At 61.1% G+C, this 249-nt stretch carries 1 pseudogene; it reads left to right on the top strand.

The annotated features are described in order from the left end of the window. Positions 1–249: pseudogene (locus VSR82_RS40525) on the top strand (IS21 family transposase); the annotation flags it as partial.

The raw sequence follows: 249 nt of genomic DNA, 5'->3' as shown, positions 1-249 counted from the left end.
GCCTTCGAATGGTTCGGCGGCCGCGTGGAGCGCGTGATNANCGACAACGCCAAATGCGCGATTACAAAGGCGTGTATGTACGATCCCGAGGTACAGCGCTCGTACGCCGCGCTGGCCGAGGGGTACGGCTTCCGGATCGATGCATGCCCTCCACACGATCCTGCGAAGAAGGGCGTCGTTGAGGCCGGAGTCAAATACATCAAACGATCCTTCTTGCCGCTACGCGAATTCCGCGATCTCGCCGACGCC

Origin of the sequence: Burkholderia sp. JPY481 (assembly GCF_038900515.1) — a bacterium.
Classification (GTDB): domain Bacteria; phylum Pseudomonadota; class Gammaproteobacteria; order Burkholderiales; family Burkholderiaceae; genus Paraburkholderia; species Paraburkholderia youngii.
Note: the sequence above shows the minus strand (reverse complement) of the source record. Positions and strands in the feature narration are given on the sequence as shown.